The following is a 14,384-nucleotide window of genomic DNA, read 5'->3' as shown; positions in this document are numbered from 1 at the left end:
TGCTTGCAAAGGGGGAATGGTACCCTAGCGGTCTCTTTTGAGCCCCTTTCCCCGCCCCGTGAAGGCCGCGGGGATGGTGGCGTACTCCCTTTCCCTACGGAACCTGCCCCATGTCCGATTTCCGCCCCAGTGGCCGTCAGCCCGATCAGCTGCGCCCGGTCGTCATCCAGCGCGGTTTCACCCGCCACGCCGAAGGTTCGGTGCTGGTCTGCTTCGGTGAAACCCGCGTGCTGTGCACGGCCAGCATCGAGAACCGGGTGCCGGGCTTCCTGCGCGGCAAGGGCGAAGGCTGGGTGACCGCCGAGTACGGCATGCTGCCGCGCGCCACCCACACCCGCAGCGACCGTGAAGCCGCACGTGGCAAGCAGGGCGGCCGCACGCTGGAGATCCAGCGCCTGATCGGTCGCAGCCTGCGCGCCTGCGTGGACCGCAACGCGCTGGGCGAACGCACCATCACCCTGGACTGCGACGTGCTGCAGGCCGACGGCGGCACCCGCACTGCGGCCATCACCGGCGCCTACGTGGCCCTGGTCGATGCGGTGAACGTGCTGATGAAGCGCGGCGACATCAAGCGCAATCCGATCCTCGGCGCGGTGGCGGCGGTATCGGTCGGCGTCTACCGCGGCGCCCCGGTGCTGGACCTGGACTACGCCGAAGACAGCGACTGCGACACCGACATGAACGTGGTGATGAACGACGGCGGCGGTTTCATCGAACTGCAGGGCACCGCCGAAGGCCATGCCTTCCGCCGTGACGAACTCGATGCGCTGCTGGGCCTGGCCGAGAAGGGCGTGACCGAGCTGCTGGCCGCGCAGCAGGCAGCGCTGTCGGCATGAACCGGCGCATCGCCCTGACCACCCTGGTGGTGGCCGACTATGACGAGGCCATCGCCTGGTACACCGGCAAGCTCGGCTTCCAGCTGTTGGACGACATCGACCAGGGCAGCAAGCGCTGGGTAGTGGTCGGCCCGACCGATGGCAGCGCCGCCGCCCTGCTGCTGGCCCGCGCCAGCGACGACGAGCAGCGCAGCCGTATCGGCAACCAGACGGGTGGTCGTGTCGGCTTCTTCCTCAACACCGATGACTTCCGCCGCGACCACGCGGCGATGCTGGCTGCCGGTGTCCAGTTCCTGGAAGAACCGCGCGAAGAACCCTACGCCACGGTCGCGGTGTTCCGCGATCTGTATGGCAACACCTGGGACCTGTTGGAGCCCCGCTGATGAAGAAGCTTGTCCTGGCCAGCCACAACGCTGGCAAGCTGGTGGAAATGCAGGAAATCCTCGCCGATCTGCCGCTGCAGATCACTTCGGCTGCCGAACTGGGCCTAGGCGATGTGGAAGAGACCGGCTTGACCTTCGTCGAGAACGCGCTGCTGAAGGCACGCGCCGCCTGCGAAGCAACCGGCCTGCCGGCGCTGGCCGATGATTCGGGCCTGATCGTCGATGCCCTCGGCGGTGCACCGGGCCTGTACAGCGCGCGCTATGCCGGTCACCCGACCAATGCGGCGGCCAACAATGCCAAGCTGCTGGAAGCGATGGCCGACATCGCCGATGGCCATCGCAGCGCCCGCTTCTACGCAGTGATCGTGCTGCTGCGCCATGCCACCGACCCGCAGCCGCTGATCTGCGAAGGCCGCTGGGAGGGGCAGATCATCCGCGAACTGCGCGGTACGAATGGATTCGGCTACAACCCGGTGTTCCTGGACACCACCCACGGCCTGACCGCTGCGGAAATGGAACCGGCGTTGAAGAACGCCATCAGCCATCGTGCCATCGCCCTGCAGCAGCTCAAGCAGCAGCTCGTGGCCTGGCTCTGATACCCCCCCGATCGACACAGGGAAGCCGGCCAGCGGCCGACACTACCGATGACCACCATGCCGCACGATCACGACCACGACCACTGCAATCACCAGCCCGGCGAGTCCTGCGACCACGACACCCCGCCACGTCTGGTCCCACCGCCGCTGGCACTGTACGTGCATCTGCCGTGGTGCGTGCGCAAGTGCCCGTACTGCGATTTCAACTCGCACCAGGCCAAGGGCGAACTGCCCTTCGATGCCTACATCGATGCGCTGGTGCGCGACCTCGACCAGGACCTGCCGCTGGTCTGGGGCCGGGTGGTCAGCAGCGTGTTCTTCGGTGGCGGCACGCCCAGCCTGTTCCCGCCCGAGGCGATCGACCGCTTCCTGCAGCAGGCCAGCGCCCGCCTGCGCTTCGCGCCGAATGCGGAGATCACCCTGGAAACCAACCCGGGCACCGCCGAGCACGGTCGCTTTGATCGTTACCGCGCGGCCGGGGTCAACCGCCTCAGCTTCGGCATCCAGAGTTTTGATGATGCCGCGCTGAAAAGACTGGGCCGCATCCACGACAGTGGCGAGGCCGAGCGCGCGGTGAAGATGGCGCAGGACGCGGGCTACGACAATTTCAACATCGACCTGATGTACGCACTGCCGGAACAGACCCTGGCCGGTGCCGAGACCGATCTGGAGCGCGCGTTCGCGTTGCAGCCGACCCACATCTCGCACTACCAGCTGACCCTGGAACCGAACACCGTGTTCTTCGCGCGGCCGCCGCAGGGCATCCCCGATGAAGACCATGCCTGGGACATGCAGGAACACTGCCAGGCGCTGCTGGCGCAGGCCGGTTTCGGCCAGTACGAGGTGAGCGCCTACGCCCGCCCCGGCCGGCAGAGTGCGCACAACCTGAATTACTGGCGTTTCGGTGACTACCTGGGCATCGGCGCCGGCGCGCACGGCAAGATCAGTTCCGGCGCCGAAGAACATGTGCTGCGACGCTGGAAGCACAAGCACCCGCAGACGTTCATGGATACCGCCGGCACGGCCGCATCGTTCGGTGGCGATGAGGTGATTGCCGCCGAGCGCCTGCCGTTCGAGTACATGCTCAACCTGCTGCGCCTGCACGAAGGTTTCAACCTGCGCGACTTCGAATCGCGGACCGGCCTGGCCCGCAACGTGCTGGATGTCCCATTGGCCGAAGCAGTGCAGCGCGGCTGGCTGGTCGTGGCGGACGGGTACGTGCAGCCGACCGAGCTCGGCCGGCGCTTCACCAACGATGTGGTCAGTCTGTTCCTGGAAGAATGATCCGCCTGCGGCGCAGCCATGGAAGGCTGCCCTGAATGAATCCATCGCTAAAGTAGCGCCTTCACCGGCCGACACGGTAGATTCCAAGATCGATCCGCGGGAATCCGGACCCCCTCGCCGATGTCAGCTGTCTTCTCTCTTTCCAGTGCCGACACTGCCCGCCTGGCCGCGGCCGACCTGCCGCCGCGTGTGCGCGAGTTGCTGGGCGCGTTGATCGGCCTGTGCCACCAGACCCTGACGGCGCCGTTGATCCTGACCGTGGAAGCGCTGGAGCAGACCCTGCTGCATGACGCCGACCATGCCCGCAACCCGCAACAGCAAGCCGATCTGCTGGGCCAGCGCGGCCAGCTGCATGCGTTCGCCGGCCACTTCAGCGATCGTATGCTCGATGCGCTGGCCGATGCGCTTGCGCGGCTGCGTGAACCGATCACCCCGGTCGTGGCTGCCGCCACACCACCGCCCTTGCCCGGCATGCTGGGGTTGACCCTGGTGGCCGAGCATGAAGTCGACCGCGACCTGCTGCTGACCGAAATGGTGCGCCGGGAAACCCTGCGCTCGGCCAACGCCTTGAACCTGCTGGGCCAGCGTCTGGGTGTTGTTGCCGGCGCACCAGCCTTTGAAGCCGACACCCTGCCCTTGGCACCGCAGGCCTTGTGCGCGATGGTGCGCAAGCTGGCCGAACAGGATGCCCTCAGCGCCGACGTGCAGATGGCGCTGTACCGCAGCTTCGAGCGGCAGGTGCTGGAGCGGCTGGGCGATGTGCTCGACCGTGCAAATGCGCTGCTGGCGCAGCACGGGATCCTGCCAGGCCTGGTCTACACCCCGTACCTGGCCCGTTCTTCAAGCACCCGCCGGATCATCACCCAGTCGGTCGGCAGCGGCCGCAGTGGACGCCCGTCACCGCGCGTGCCCACCCCGATGACCGGCTGGGGTGGGTCGGCACCGGCCGGCTCATGGTCGACGTTGATGCAGGACGCCTTCGCCGATGCGGATGCGCCCGGTGCGTCGGCCGGCATGACGGTACCGGCCAGCAGCGTGCTGCACGAGATGCTGCAACAGGCGCGGCAGACCCCGCAGCCAGCGGCGAATCCGGCGGCCCTGCCCAGTGCAGCGGTTGATGCCGTGCTGGCACGCCTGCAGGGGCAGGCCAGCGCCGCCAGCGCCATGACCGATCTGCAGGCCGCCGTGGTGGCCCAGCTGCGCAGCGAACATGGCGCGCAGGCAAGCATTGGCAGCCACGACCGCGACAATCTCGATCTGCTGCGCCTGCTGCTGCAGCAGGTTCAGCAGCAGCAACGGCCGGACCCGGTGCCGGCCGCCCTGCTCGCGCGCCTGCAGGTTCCTCTGGCGCGCGCAGCGATGGCTGACCCGGGGTTTTTCGTGCGCGACGAACACCCGGCGCGCGAACTGCTCAACCATGTCGCTGAAGCCGGCGCCAGCTGGCTCGGCGATGACGACGTCGATCCGCAGCTGCTGCAACGGCTGGCGCAGAGCGTGCAGGGCCTGCTGGGCAAGGATGCGCGCACGCCCGAGGCCTTTGCCGCCGCCAACGAAGAGATACAGCAGCATCAGCGTGCCGCCGCGCACCGCGCTGAACTGGCAGAGCGCCGTCACGTGGAAGCGGCACGCGGCAAGGAACGGCTGGAGCTTGCGCGCCGCCAGGCCAATGCGCAGATCGACCAGTGCTGCGACACGCAGGAACCGCCACGCTTCGTGCAGACACTGCTGCGCCAGGCCTGGGCGGACGCATTGACGCTGACCCGTCTGCGCCACGGTGATGATTCGCCGCAATGGCAGGAGCGCCTGCAGCAGACCGAACGCATCGCGACGATCACTGCCGAGGCTGCCAGCGAAAGCAGCGCGACCGACGCTCCGCTGGCCGCCGAGGTTGAATCGGCCCTGCTGCAGGTCGGCTACCACGCAGAGGAAGCCGCAGCGGTCGCGCGCCGCCTGTCCACGCCGGGTGGCGAAGACGAAAGCACCTCGCGCACCGAACTCAGTGCGCGCCTGAAGGCCCATGCGCGGCTGGGCGAACACGCAGGCGCGCAGACCCAGGCAAATGAGGCCGCGCCGCGCAGCGAGGCCGAGGAGACCAGCTATCAGCAACTGTGCACGCTGCCCTTCGGCAGCTGGTTCGATATCGACGATGGCGAAGGCACACTGCGCCGCCAGCGCCTGTCCTGGTACAGCCTGCTGACCGGCCATGTGCTGTTCGTCAACGCGCGTGGGCAGAAGATCGGCGAAACCACCCTGGATACGCTGGCCCGGCAGATGAGTGCCGGACGCGCGCAACTGGTCACCGAAGAAAAGGGCCGGCTGGTCGACCGCGCCTGGCAGGCGAGCCTGAGCGCACTGCGCGCGCTCGCCGGACGTCGACCGCAGGAGCCCAGCGCATGAGCACGCAACCGCCCGTTGATACCCGCCGCGCGCCGCGCCGGCAGGTCTCCGATCTGGTACCGGTGACCGACCAGATGCGCGACAGCGTGGTCGGCCGGCTTGGCAATGTGTCCGAGACCGGCATGCTGATGCTGGCCAGCGCCACGCTGCGCGACGATGCGCTGTATCAGTTGCGCTTCCCGCTGCCATCGGCCGATGGCCGCAGCGAGTGGATCGACGTCGGCGTACACCTGCTGTGGAGCGAACCGGCGCATGCACCCGGCCAGAGCTGGGCAGGCTTCCGCTTCCTGACCCTGTCACGCGAGCATCGGCAGCTGCTGCGCCGGTGGATCGGCGAAGACAACGACGAGGCACCGGTTTCGACGGGCTGAGTGCCGGTTCCGGCACAGCGGATTGCGTCGGTATCCGGCAGAATCTAGGGCCGTTTTCCGTGTCGAGCCACCGCAATGATCCAGCAAGACCCCGGCGCCCTGTATCCCGACCACCTGGCCGTGCTGTGCCGACGCGCCGAGCAGGCGCTGGCACGCGGCGGCTTCGACCACCTGGTGGTGCCCAGCGGCACCCTGCACTACCAGGTCTTCGACGACCGTGACTACCCGTATGCGGTCAACCCGCAGTTCAAGGCCTGGCTGCCGCTGACCCGTGTACCCAACAGCTGGATCGTGTTCACCCCGGGCAAGCGTCCGGCGGTGATCTTCCACCAGCCGTTCGACTACTGGCATGTGGTGCCGGATGCACCGAGCGGCTGGTGGGTCGAGCACTTCGACATCCACATCATCCGCACGCCGGACGAAGCGCTGGCACTGCTGCCGTCCGACCCGGCGCGCTGCGCGATCCTGGGTGAACCGCAGAGCGCGCTGGGCGCGTATGTGCCGAACAATCCGGCGCCGGTGGTGAACTACCTGGAATGGCATCGTGGCAGCAAGACGCCGTATGAAATCGCCCTGATGCGCCAGGCGCAGGTGCTGGGTGTGCGCGGCCATCGGGCAGCCGAAGCGGCGTTCCGCAACGGCGCCGACGAATTCAGCATCCACATGGCGTACTGCCAGGCCGTGGGCCAGGACGCCACCGAGCTGCCGTACGGCAACATCGTGGCCTTGAACGAGCATGCGGCGGTGCTGCATTACACCGAACTGGGCCGCAAGGCACCGCAGCCGCTGCGCAGCTTCCTGATCGACGCCGGCGCCAGCGCGCACGGTTATGCCAGCGACATCACCCGCACCTACGCCGCCGCCGGCCATGACGAGTTCGCGGCGATGATCGAAGCGGTCGATGCCGCGCAGCAGGCGATGTGCGCGGCCGTGCGCCCGGGCTTCGACTACAAGCAGCTGCACGTGGATGCGCACCTGTCGCTGATGGGCGTGCTGAAGGACTTTGGCGTGATCAAGGTGTCGCCGCAGACCGCGCTGGAAACCGGCGTCAGCGCCGCGTTCTTCCCGCATGGCATCGGCCACCTGATCGGCCTGCAGGTGCATGACGTGGCCGGTTTCGCGGCCAGCGATGAAGGCGGCCGCATCGAGCGTCCGACGGGTCATCCGTACCTGCGCCTGACCCGCGTGCTGGAGCCGGGCATGGTGGTGACGATCGAGCCGGGCCTGTACTTCATCGACATGCTGTTGAACGAAGTGAAGGACGCCGGTCATGGCGATGCAATCAACTGGGAGCGGGTGGACTTCTTCCGTCCGTACGGCGGCATCCGCATTGAAGACGAAGTGCTGTGCACTGATGGCGAGGCGGACAACCTGACGCGCCCGGTGTTTGCGGCGGCGAACGGCTGAGCCCCTCGTGGCTGGTCGCGAAATGCGTCCGGACTACGGAGACGTGACCGGGCGGGTGAGCTGCGCAGGGGACGCCGTAAATACGTCCTTGTAGGCTCGGGCGCGCCATCCATGGCGCTTACGCCCCTGCGCAGCCCACCCGCCCGGCCACGGACAGTTTCCTGAGCGCGGCCAGCCACGGAAAAGAAGAAAGAAAAGCAAAAGCGGGTCGCTTCGCTCGTGGTGACGACCAAGGTCGTCACCCACCAAGACAGCTCAGCCTCAGCATTTTTCGGTTCGTCCAGCAGTTGTCGGGAACGCCTCATCCACGCATGGCGTGGATCTACTGCAGCTCGCGGGAAACTGTCGAAGGCGGGGTACTGTGGGTTTGCGGGGTGTGAGCGGCATGGATGCCGCGACCAAGCCTACAAGGACGTACTTGCGGCGGCCCCGCAAACCCACAGTACCCCGCCATCCCACGGAATGCCGCTGTTGCTGTTGCTGTTGCTCTGGCCTGTAGCGGGTGCAGGGCTGCAAGCCCTGCAGAAACACCCTTACCCCGCCATCAACGCTTCGATCTCGTCGGCGCTGCGTTCCAGCCCTTCGGTCAACACCCGATGCCCGTCGTCGGTGATCAGCACGTCATCTTCGGTACGGATGCCGATGCCGCGCCAACGCGGTTCCACCGTCGTGTCGTCCACGCCGATGTACAGCCCCGGCTCGATGGTGAAGGCCATGCCCGGCTCCAGCAGGCGCGAATCGCCGGCCAGGCGGTAGTCACCTACGTCGTGCACATCCAGCCCGATCCAGTGCCCGGTCTTGTGCCGGTAGAAGCGCTGGTACAAGCCTTCGGTGAGATTCTTTTCCAGCGTGCCCTTCAACAGGCCCAGCTGCAGCAACCCCTCGGTGAGGGTCTGCACCGCCGCCAGATGGCCCATTTCGTACGCCACGCCCGGTTTGGCCTGGGCAAGTGCCGCCGCCTGCGCCGCACCCACCAGATCATGCAGCGCACGCTGCTCGGCGCTGAAACGACCATTGACCGGGAACGTACGGGTGATGTCACTGGCGTAGCCGCGGTACTCGGCGCCGGCATCGATCAACACCAGCTCACCGTCGCGCGAGCGTGCGTTGTTGTCGCGGTAATGCAGGATGCAGGCGTTGCGGCCGGCACCGACGATGCTGCAGTACGCAGGCACCGCGTCGCTGGCACGGAACACCCGCTCCAGCTCGGCCTGCAGTTCGTACTCGTGGATGCCCGCCTTCGCACTCTGCATGGCCGCACGATGCGCCAGCACACTGATGTCGGCCGCGCGCTGCATCAACGCCACCTCGGCACCGGACTTGAACAACCGCTGCTCGTGCAGCAGGTGGCCCAGTTCCAGGAACTCATGCGGTGGCTGCGCACCGTGGCGCACCTGCGAACGCACGCGGTTCACCCAGCCGATCAGCTTCAGGTCGAAGTCCGCATCGCGGCCGAAGTGGTAGTACACCCGCGACCGCCCTTCCAGCAGGCCCGGCAGGATGTCGTCCAGGTCGGTGATCGGGTACGCATCGTCCATCGCGAACTGCGCCACGGCGCCTTCCTGGCCGGCGCGACCGCCATCCCAGGCTTCGCGCTCGGGATCGCGCTCACGGCAGAACAGGATCGCTTCGCCGTGGCGACGGCCGGGAATCAGCACCAGCACCGCTTCCGGCTCCGGGAAGCCGCTCAGGTACTGGAAATCCGAATCCTGCCGGTACGGATAATGGGTATCAAGGCTGCGCACCTTCTCAGATGCCGCCGGCAGCACCAGGATCGCGTCTTCGCCCGCCATATCCATCAGCTGCCGGCGACGACGCTTGTACTCGCCGGCAGCGATGCCGGTGCGCTGCTTGATATCCATCAGTTCAGGCGCTGCCGATGGCGCGCGGCCAGCACCACGTCACCGTGCAGCAGCAGCACCGCCACGCGGATGAATTCTTCGATCTCCGACAGAGCTTCGTCGTCATCATCACCGCCCGCTTCAAAATCCTCGCTCGAGGCACGGGCCAGGCTGGCCAGGTCGTTCAGCGCCTCCTCGCCTTCTTCGGACAGGGTCGGCCGGTGGCCGCCACTGCCCAGGCCGAAACCGCCCAGGAAGGAGCGGGTCCAGCTGAACATGGCGTCCGCCTGCGCGGCCACGTCGCTGCTGTCGGTCAACAGCAGCTCGAAGGCGAAGTCCCGGTCTTCCAGCTGCTTGATGGTGGCCTCCAGCAACTGCGCCAGCGCACTGTCGGCAGCCACCTGCGGCAGATTGTCGTCGGCCAGCACGCGCGCCGGCCAATCGTTGCCAGGGGCACCGCCAGCGGCCAGCCAGCCGCACAGCCCGCCATGCAGCTCGGCAGCAGTGGCGCCCAGGCCCAGTTCCTGGCTGGCGCGGGTAACGTCGTCGACGGAGGGAAGTTCGGTCATCGTGCGGCTCGTTCGGAAGGGAAACTGCGGAGCGCGCACGCGCGCGCCCGTGAGCCGGGTAGTGTAGCAATCTGTCCGCCTGCTCTCCGTAGCCGCCGGGCCCTGCTGCGGCAGTGCTTGACCGCCCTGACCCGGCTTGCCTATCGTGCGGGCATGGAACCCGCCGATCCCCTTGCCCAGCTGCAGGCCTTCGCCGCCCGTGTGGAGGCGTTGCTCGACCGCAACCAGCGGCTGGCCGAGGAGAACCGCAGCCTGCGCCACCAGCAGGAACAGCTGGTGGCCGAGCGCTCGACGCTGCTGGCCAAGAACGAGCAGGCGCGTTCGCGGGTGGAAGCGATGATCACCCGGCTCAAATCCCTGGAGCAGCACACATGAGTGCCGAACCGGTCAGCGTCCGTATCCTCGACCGTGAATACACGGTCGGCGTTGGTGGTGATGAACGCGACAGCCTGATGGCGGCCGCCCGCCTGCTGGATGCGCGCATGCGCGAGATCCGTGGCAGCAACCGGATGGCCGCGGTGGACCGCATCGCGGTGCTGGCGGCACTCAACCTGGCGCACGAGCTGCAGCTGCTGCGCGACGAGAACGCCCGCCAGGCGGTCGCCCTGCAACAGACCCTGGCCGACCTGAACCGGCGCCTCGATCGCGCGATCGACAGCAGCACCTGAGATAGGCGCGGAATGCGCCTTCTCTTTTCTGAATTGGCACGCACTGTTGCCGACGAACGGCCTATCCAGATCACACGCGGTAGCTATAATGGCCACGCGTTCTCTGCGGTACTCGACGGCATGTGCAAACATTCGCCTTGTCCCTTAAGAACGACACCGGGAGCGCGACAGCGCCGGGAGTGCAGGTCCGCCTTGCAGCGGGAAGCCCGATGGTTCTCCAGCGTTCCCACTTGAGCCCCCGGGTTCAAGGTCGTTTCGCATGCATCGACATTGCGGAGAATGCAATATTCCAGCAAGGGCGGCGTCTTCGGGCGTCGCCCTTGTTCTTTCCGGCACAATGATGGCTGATCCTTGCCGCACGCTGCCATGAACGACCCGCGACAGGCCCTGCGCCACGACCTGCGGCAACGCCGCCGCGACCTTTCCGCCCCCGTCCGTATCGCCGCTGCCGAATCGCTGGCCGATGCGCTGCTCGCACTGCCGTTCGCCCCGCGCGAAGGCGCCGTGGCCGGCTACTGGGCGCTGGATGGCGAAATCGCCCTGCATCGCTGGCAACTGCAGCTGCCCGATCGATTGACCTACTGCTTGCCGGTACTGCACGGCGACGTGCTGCGCTTCGCGCCTTGGCGCCCCGGCCAACCCTTGACCAGCAACCGCTACGGCATCCCCGAACCGGACCTTGCCATCGAAGACACGCTGGAACCGGCACAGATGGCCTTGGTGGTGACGCCGCTGGTGGGCTTCGACGCACAGTGCCGGCGGCTGGGCATGGGAGGCGGCTGGTATGATCGCAGCTTCGCCTTCCGCCATGATCGGCCGGCGCCACCCTGGCTGGTTGGCGCGGCATTCTCGGTGCAGCAGGTCGAGTCCTTGCCGGTAGCGTCCTGGGACGTGCCGGTGGATGCGATCTGCACTGAAGCCGGCACCCTGCTCCCTTCCGCTGCCCCCGTGAACGCATGACCGCCCGCAAGCGCTACTGGCTGATGAAGTCCGAACCGGACGCTTTTTCCATCGATGACCTGGCCAAGGTCAAGGTTGAACCCTGGAACGGCGTGCGCAACTACCAGGCGCGCAATTTCATGCGCGATGGCATGCAGGTCGGTGACGGCATCCTGTTCTACCACTCCAATACCAAGGTGCCCGGCATCGTCGGCCTGGCCACGGTGGCCAGCGCGGCCTACCCCGATGACACCCAGTTCGACCCGAAATCCGACTACCACGATCCCAAGAGCACGCGCGAGAACCCGCGCTGGATGCTGGTGGACGTGGCCTTCGACCGCAAGCTCAAGCAGGTGATCGCGCTGGACGAGATCAAGCTGCATGCCGAGGAACTCGGCGAAGGCTTCCCGCTGGTTGCCAAGGGCAACCGCCTGTCGGTGTTCCCGGTGACCGCTGCGCAGTGGAAGCTGCTGCTGTCGCTGGAAAAGAAATCCTGATTCCCTGCCTGAGAGCTCTCCGCAATGTCTGAAGCCAAGCGCCTGGCCGCCGAAAAGGCCATCGAGTACGTCGAAGACGGCATGATCGTCGGTGTCGGTACCGGTTCCACCGTCGCCTATTTCATTGATGCGCTGGCCCGCATCCAGCATCGCATCAAGGGTGCGGTGTCCAGTTCCGAACAGAGCACCGCGCGCCTGAAGCAGCATGGCATCGAGGTGATCGAGCTGAACCACACCGGCACCCTGTCGCTGTACGTGGATGGCGCCGACGAGTGCGATCCCGGCAAGTGCCTGATCAAGGGCGGCGGCGCTGCGCTGACCCGCGAGAAGATCATCGCCGAGGCCAGCGAGCGCTTCGTCTGCATCGTCGACCCGAGCAAGCAGGTACCGGTGCTGGGCAGGTTCCCGCTGCCGGTGGAAGTGATCCCGATGGCACGCAGCCTGGTTGCCCGCCAGATCCGCGACATGACCGGCGGCCAGCCGACCTGGCGCGAGGGCGTGGTGACCGACAACGGCAACCAGATCCTGGACATCCACAACCTGCAGATCACCGATCCGGAAAAACTGGAGCGTGAGCTCAACCAGCTGCCGGGCGTGGTCTGCGTCGGCCTCTTCGCACGGCGCCGTGCCGATGTGGTGATCGTCGGCGGCGAACCGCCGATCGTGCTCTGACTCTTTCGAAGGACCCTGACGATGTCGTTGCTGCGCTCACTGCTGATGCTCCCGCTGCTGGCCCTGACCGGCTGCGCCACCGATGCTGCCCGCCACTGGGTGGAACTTGACGGTGCGCGCTATGACGTTGAACTGGCCACCAACGATGAAACCCGTGCGCGCGGGTTGATGTTCCGCGACCAGATGGCCGAGGACCACGGCATGCTGTTCGTGCATGACCGCGAGGAAATGCAGGCGTACTGGATGAAGAACACCAAGATCGCGCTGGACATCCTGTACTTCGACAGCGAGCGGCGGCTGGTGAGCCAGCAGCGCGACGTGCCGCCGTGCTCGGCTGGTGACATGTGCCCGCCCTACCCCAGCGGTGGCCCGGCACGCTTCGTGCTGGAACTCAATGCCGGCCAGGCGGAGAAGCTCAAGCTGAAGGATGGCACCGAGCTGATCTTCGGCCCGGGCATCGAGAAGTAGGGGGCGGCCGGGCTGCGCCCGGCACCCGCCGAATCAACATCAAAAGCAAGAGCTGGGTTATCGAGGCATGGTGGGGCGGTGTGGGCTTGCAGGACACGCCGTAAACCCATCCCTGGGGGCTCGTAGGCGCCATCCATGGCGCCTGCGGTCCTGCAAGCCCACACCACCCCACCTCTGACAGCTTCCTGCCGCTGTTGGTGGGTGTCGACCTTGGTCGACACGGTAGATCCACGCCATGCGTGGATGGGGAGACGTGGGGGATGATGAATTCACGCCGCACTGCTTGAAACCGCCTGCGATTGCCGCCAGTCTGTGGACATGCAGGACCGGATCACACTCCCCGACTGGGATGCACTGGCCGACTTCGACGACGAGGCGCTGCCACTGCTGCCGACCGCGCTGCTGATCGCGCGCGATGAATATCCCGATCTGCAGCCGTCGACCTACGATGCGCTGGTGCAGAGCCACGTCGAGCACCTGCGTGCCGAGGTGGACAGCATCGAGCACAGCCCCCTGAAGATGGCGGCCATCAACCGGCATCTGTTCGATGAGCTGGGCTACAGCGGCGACCACCAGGAGTACTACGACCCGCGCAACAGCTACCTCAACCAGGTCTTCGAGCGGCGTCTGGGCAATCCGATCTCGCTGGCACTGGTGCAGATGGAGGTGGCGCGACGGCTGGGCATTCCGTTGGACGGCGTGTCATTCCCCGGTCATTTCCTGGTGCGCCTGCCGGTTGACGATGGCGTGCTGGTGATGGACCCGTTCAATGGGGGCCGCCCACTGGACGTGGACGAACTGCGCGAACGCGCCAAGTCGCACCTGGGCGGGCAGATGCCCGACGACCAGGTGCTGGCGCAGATCCTCGACCCTGCACCGAGCCGCGCGATCCTGATCCGCATGCTGCGCAACCTGCATGGGGTCTATGCCGAGGCCAGCGAGTGGGACCGTGCCGCGCGCAGTGCCGACCGCCTGCTCAAGCTGGCCCCCGAACAGGACGATGCCCTGCGCGATCGCGGCCTAGCTTACCTGCAGCTGGACTACCTGGCCGGCGCGCGCAACGACCTGGGCCTGTACCTGAAGCGCAATCCCGAAGCCAGCGACGCGCAATGGCTGCGCGAGAAGCTGATCGACCTGGGCGGACCGGTACCGCGGCTGCATTGAGGTTGTCCGGTGTGCGGACCAACGGTCCGCACCCACAGGAAGGTCTGCACCCACAGACAGGTCCGATCAATCGATCTCGACCATCTCGAAATCGTCCTTGGTCACACCGCAATCCGGGCAGGTCCAGGTCTCGGGGATGTCTTCCCAGCGCGTGCCCGGGGCGATGCCCTCTTCCGGCAGCCCATCCGCTTCGCGGTACAGGAATCCGCAGACCACGCACATCCAGGTACGCAGGGTGGTGGGGGTGGCTTCGCTCATCGGATAATCAGGGCTGGATTCACGGGCCGCCATT

At 66.6% G+C, this 14,384-nt stretch carries 17 protein-coding genes and 1 other RNA gene; 15 read left to right on the top strand and 3 right to left on the bottom strand.

All coding sequences use genetic code 11. The features are described 5' to 3' along the window. Positions 1-110 precede the first annotated feature (110 nt). The 7 genes from rph (at position 111) to pepQ (ending at position 7,274) form a co-directional block, all read left to right on the top strand. Positions 111-836 carry a ribonuclease PH gene (gene rph / locus AC07UW_RS06900; protein WP_132824302.1) on the top strand — a complete coding sequence of 242 codons (726 nt, stop codon included), beginning with the start codon at positions 111-113 and terminating at the stop codon, positions 834-836. After that, positions 833-1,219 carry a VOC family protein gene (locus AC07UW_RS06895; RefSeq protein WP_025874209.1) on the top strand — a complete coding sequence of 129 codons (387 nt, stop codon included), beginning with the start codon at positions 833-835 and terminating at the stop codon, positions 1,217-1,219. Before rph ends, AC07UW_RS06895 begins: the two co-directional genes overlap by 4 nt. Beyond that, the gene (rdgB, locus tag AC07UW_RS06890; protein WP_495211704.1) at positions 1,219-1,815 is read left to right on the top strand and encodes an RdgB/HAM1 family non-canonical purine NTP pyrophosphatase; all 597 of its coding nucleotides are present in this window, start codon (positions 1,219-1,221) and stop codon (positions 1,813-1,815) included. The genes AC07UW_RS06895 and rdgB overlap by 1 nt, the downstream gene beginning before the upstream one ends. 57 nt (positions 1,816-1,872) lie before the next feature. Further along, positions 1,873-3,099 carry a radical SAM family heme chaperone HemW gene (gene hemW, locus AC07UW_RS06885; protein WP_495211703.1) on the top strand — a complete coding sequence of 409 codons (1,227 nt, stop codon included), beginning with the start codon at positions 1,873-1,875 and terminating at the stop codon, positions 3,097-3,099. Between the two features lie 120 nt (positions 3,100-3,219). Then, a complete protein-coding gene (locus AC07UW_RS06880) occupies positions 3,220-5,496 on the top strand; it encodes a DUF1631 family protein (protein ID WP_495211702.1) in 2,277 nt (758 codons plus the stop codon). Next, positions 5,493-5,867, top strand: a complete 375-nt coding sequence (locus AC07UW_RS06875; protein WP_313249878.1) for a PilZ domain-containing protein — start codon at positions 5,493-5,495, stop codon at positions 5,865-5,867. The genes AC07UW_RS06880 and AC07UW_RS06875 overlap by 4 nt, the downstream gene beginning before the upstream one ends. A 75-nt stretch (positions 5,868-5,942) precedes the next feature. Then, positions 5,943-7,274, top strand: coding sequence for a Xaa-Pro dipeptidase (pepQ, locus tag AC07UW_RS06870; RefSeq protein WP_495211701.1), 1,332 nt, complete (start codon positions 5,943-5,945; stop codon positions 7,272-7,274). A gap of 533 nt (positions 7,275-7,807) precedes the next feature. Here pepQ and AC07UW_RS06865 read toward each other — a convergent pair. Further along, a complete protein-coding gene (locus AC07UW_RS06865) occupies positions 7,808-9,130 on the bottom strand; it encodes an aminopeptidase P N-terminal domain-containing protein (protein ID WP_152543229.1) in 1,323 nt (440 codons plus the stop codon). Positions 9,131-9,135: 5 nt separating this feature from the next. Further along, entirely contained in the window at positions 9,136-9,684 is a 549-nt protein-coding gene (locus AC07UW_RS06860; RefSeq protein ID WP_089236676.1) for a YecA/YgfB family protein, read from the bottom strand. A 153-nt stretch (positions 9,685-9,837) separates the two neighbouring features. On the opposite strand from AC07UW_RS06860, the gene AC07UW_RS06855 reads away from it, so the two are divergent. The 8 genes from AC07UW_RS06855 (at position 9,838) to AC07UW_RS06820 (ending at position 14,092) form a co-directional block, all read left to right on the top strand. Further along, positions 9,838-10,059: a TIGR02449 family protein gene (locus AC07UW_RS06855; protein WP_025874200.1), complete on the top strand. Its 222-nt coding sequence runs from the start codon at positions 9,838-9,840 to the stop codon at positions 10,057-10,059. Next, positions 10,056-10,352, top strand: a complete 297-nt coding sequence (locus AC07UW_RS06850; protein WP_025874199.1) for a cell division protein ZapA — start codon at positions 10,056-10,058, stop codon at positions 10,350-10,352. Before AC07UW_RS06855 ends, AC07UW_RS06850 begins: the two co-directional genes overlap by 4 nt. Positions 10,353-10,449: 97 nt before the next feature. Further along, positions 10,450-10,635, top strand: a non-coding RNA gene (gene ssrS / locus AC07UW_RS06845) — 6S RNA. An 83-nt stretch (positions 10,636-10,718) separates the two neighbouring features. Further along, entirely contained in the window at positions 10,719-11,312 is a 594-nt protein-coding gene (locus AC07UW_RS06840; protein ID WP_312786908.1) for a 5-formyltetrahydrofolate cyclo-ligase, read from the top strand. Further along, positions 11,309-11,788, top strand: a complete 480-nt coding sequence (locus AC07UW_RS06835) for an EVE domain-containing protein (RefSeq protein WP_025874197.1) — start codon at positions 11,309-11,311, stop codon at positions 11,786-11,788. Before AC07UW_RS06840 ends, AC07UW_RS06835 begins: the two co-directional genes overlap by 4 nt. A 24-nt stretch (positions 11,789-11,812) precedes the next feature. Then, positions 11,813-12,460: a ribose-5-phosphate isomerase RpiA gene (gene rpiA / locus AC07UW_RS06830; protein WP_032976728.1), complete on the top strand. Its 648-nt coding sequence runs from the start codon at positions 11,813-11,815 to the stop codon at positions 12,458-12,460. 21 nt (positions 12,461-12,481) lie between these two features. Next, positions 12,482-12,928, top strand: a complete 447-nt coding sequence (locus AC07UW_RS06825; RefSeq protein ID WP_025874195.1) for a DUF192 domain-containing protein — start codon at positions 12,482-12,484, stop codon at positions 12,926-12,928. Positions 12,929-13,246: 318 nt separating this feature from the next. Next, on the top strand, positions 13,247-14,092 hold the full coding sequence (locus AC07UW_RS06820) for a SirB1 family protein (RefSeq protein ID WP_025874194.1): 846 nt from the start codon (positions 13,247-13,249) through the stop codon (positions 14,090-14,092). 66 nt (positions 14,093-14,158) lie between these two features. Here the strand turns inward: AC07UW_RS06820 and AC07UW_RS06815 are convergent, their stop codons facing one another. Then, the gene (locus AC07UW_RS06815) at positions 14,159-14,383 is read right to left on the bottom strand and encodes a rubredoxin (RefSeq protein WP_025874193.1); all 225 of its coding nucleotides are present in this window, start codon (positions 14,381-14,383) and stop codon (positions 14,159-14,161) included. Position 14,384 lies beyond the last annotated feature (1 nt).

The sequence above is a fragment of the Stenotrophomonas sp. GW821-FHT02D01 genome (assembly GCF_059421765.1).
The sequence above is the reverse complement of the archived record's forward strand: the minus strand, read 5'-3'. Positions and strand labels throughout refer to the sequence as shown.